Raw genomic sequence first — 663 nt, forward strand, 5'->3', positions numbered from 1 at the left:
CCCTTGGGGTCGTGGACGGTGACCTGGCCGCCCTGGAGGTGGATCTGGCCGGCGACGTTGAGGGCGGGGGAGTCGCGTACGTCGTCGGAGTCGGGCTTGAACGCCGCGCCCAGCACGGCGATGCGGCGGCCCAGGAAGGTGTCCCCGCAGGCCTCCCGCGCCAGCTCCACCATGTGCGCCCGGCGGCGCATGTTGATCGAGTCGACCTCACGCAGGAACGTCAGCGCCTGATCCACCCCCAACTCCCCCGCCCGGGCCATGAACGCACGGATGTCCTTGGGCAGACACCCCCCGCCGAACCCGACACCGGCACGCAGGAACTTCCGCCCGATCCGCTCGTCATAACCCAGCGCCTCCGCCAGCTTCACCACATCCCCGCCCGCGGCCTCACACACCTCCGCCATCGCGTTGATGAACGAGATCTTCGTGGCCAGAAAAGCGTTCGCGGAGGTCTTGACCAGCTCCGCGGTCGGATAGTCCGCCACCACGAACGGCGTACCGGAGCCCACCGGCGTGGCGTACACCTCCCGCAGCACCTCCTCCGCACCGCGGCCGGCCACGCCGACGACGATACGGTCCGGGCGCAGCGTGTCCTCCACCGCGAAGCCCTCCCGCAGGAACTCCGGATTCCACGCCAGCTCCGCCTGCTCCCCCACCGGCGCC

Annotated in this window: 1 protein-coding gene; it reads right to left on the reverse strand. The window is 70.7% G+C overall.

Features of this window, described 5'->3' with window-relative positions; all coding sequences use genetic code 11:
- The coding region (locus tag ABD317_RS37505) for a nucleotide sugar dehydrogenase (RefSeq protein ID WP_344296621.1) at positions 1-663 on the reverse strand (663 nt) is incomplete at both ends.

The sequence above is a fragment of the Streptomyces synnematoformans genome (assembly GCF_039531005.1).
GTDB lineage: Bacteria > Actinomycetota > Actinomycetes > Streptomycetales > Streptomycetaceae > Streptomyces > Streptomyces synnematoformans.